This window comes from Actinosynnema sp., from assembly GCF_052038725.1.
This window is the reverse complement of sequence record NZ_JBQGCX010000334.1, coordinates 1-1760: the sequence shown is the minus strand read 5'-3', so window position 1 is coordinate 1760 and position 1760 is coordinate 1. Positions and strand designations below refer to the sequence as shown.

2 protein-coding genes are annotated in these 1760 nt (G+C 73.1%); both read right to left on the bottom strand.

The window, feature by feature from the left end:
* Positions 1–103: 103 nt before the first annotated feature.
* Positions 104–934, bottom strand: a complete 831-nt coding sequence (locus ACTUAL_RS06620) for a pentapeptide repeat-containing protein (protein ID WP_440899626.1) — start codon at positions 932–934, stop codon at positions 104–106.
* 245 nt (positions 935–1179) lie between these two features.
* On the bottom strand, positions 1180–1760 hold a 581-nt coding region (locus ACTUAL_RS06615; RefSeq protein ID WP_440899625.1), incomplete at its 5' end, for an RQC domain-containing protein.

The window sequence follows — 1760 nt, the reverse complement described above, 5'->3', positions numbered from 1 at the left end:
GCGGCTGGTGGCTGCTCAACTGGGGTGAGTGCTCAGCTGCGGGTAGGTGCTCAACCGCGGGCGGGTGCTCAGCGACTGGCGGCTGATCAACTGCGGGGGCTGCTCAACCGCGGGTGGGGTTTGTGGGCCAGTGCTGGGAGTGCGCCAGGGGTGGGCTGAGGGTGGTGGTGTGGTCGCCCTTGGCCGCGTCCAGTTGGGACTGGACCAGGAACAGGGTGTCGCGCAGGTCGGTTCCGCGCAGGTCCGCGCCTCGCAGGTCGGCGCCGATGAGGTCTGCGCCGCGCAGGTCGGCGCGGCGCAGGTCGGCGCCGATCAGCAAGGCTCCGCGCAGCGACGCGCCGCGCAGGTCCGCTCCGGCGAACGAGCGGCCGATCAGGTCCGCGCCGCGGTGGTCCGGTCTGCGGGACGCGGGGGCCCGGAGGGACTCGCTGGCGCGCAGCAGGAGGGTGTTCACCTCGCGGCGGCGGGCTTCCGGGTTGGTGCGCCGCAGGACGTCGGGGCCCTGGGACAGCAGGGCCTCCAGGTCCGCGCGGGCCTCGACGACCTCCGCGCGCAGGCCGCCCTCGGGCAGGCGCGCGGCCGCTTCGACCAGGTAGTTCAGGACCTCGTGCAGCGTTCGCACCACCGGGAACACCTCGAACAGGCGGCCGGCGACCTCGGGGTCGGTCCAGTCGCGACCGTCGAACACGACCTGCGTGACGTGCTGGCCCGCGCCGAAGCAGTCGTACACCGTGCAGCCGGTGAAACCGGTGGCGCGCAGGCGCGTGTGGATGCCGCAGCGGAAGTCCGGGCCCAGGTTGGGGCACGGGGTGCGGGCCGGTTTGGTGATCGCGAAGTCCGAGGACGCGGCGAACTCGGGCACCACGCAGCACAGGCCCGCGCAGCGCGAGCAGTCGGCGCGCAGCGGTTGCCACTCGCGGGGCGGTTCGAGCACCAGGTCGATCGGGGCTGGTCGGCCTCGGTCGGCGGAGGAACCGGCCGCGCGGGAGCCGGTCGGGCGAGGACCACCTGCGCGAGAGCCACCTGCGCGAGACCCAGTCGCGCGGCCCCCGGTCGCGCGGCCGGACCTGGCGCCACCAGCGCCCGACGCGCCGCCCCTCGCACCACCGGTCGGCTTCCCGCGAGCGCCCTTCCGCCGTCCACCGCCGGTCTTCCCGCCCTCGAAGCGGTCTCCTGTGGTCACGGGTTCAGGGTGTCGAGGATCTGCTGGCCGTACTTCGCGAGCTTGTTCTCACCGACCCCGCTGATGCCTCCCAGCTCCCCGATCGTCGTCGGGTGGACGGTCGCGATCTCCCGCAGCGTCGCGTCGTGGAAGATCACGTACGCGGGCACGCCCTGCTCCTTCGCCGTGGCCGCGCGCCAGGTCCGCAGGCTCTCGAAGACCTCCTCCTGCTCCGGCGACAGCTCCAGCTGGTCCGCGCGCTGCTTGCCGCCGCCGCGTGCCGTGCGGACCTTCTCGACCCGCTCCGGCTGGCGGCGCATCAGCACCTTGCGGCCCTGGAACAGCACCTCGTCGCTGCCCGGCGTGGTGGTCAGCGTCGAGTACTCGCCCTCCACCGCCAGCAGCCCCTGCGCGAGCAACTGCCGCACGACCGCGCGCCACCCGCTCTCGTTCAGCTCCTCGCCGATGCCGAACACCGACAGCGAGTCGTGGTCGAACTGGATGACCTTCGCGGTCTTGCGGCCGAGCAGGATGTCGATGATCTGGCCCGCGCCGAACTTCTGGTTCCGCTCGCGCTTCAGCCGCACCACCGTGGAGA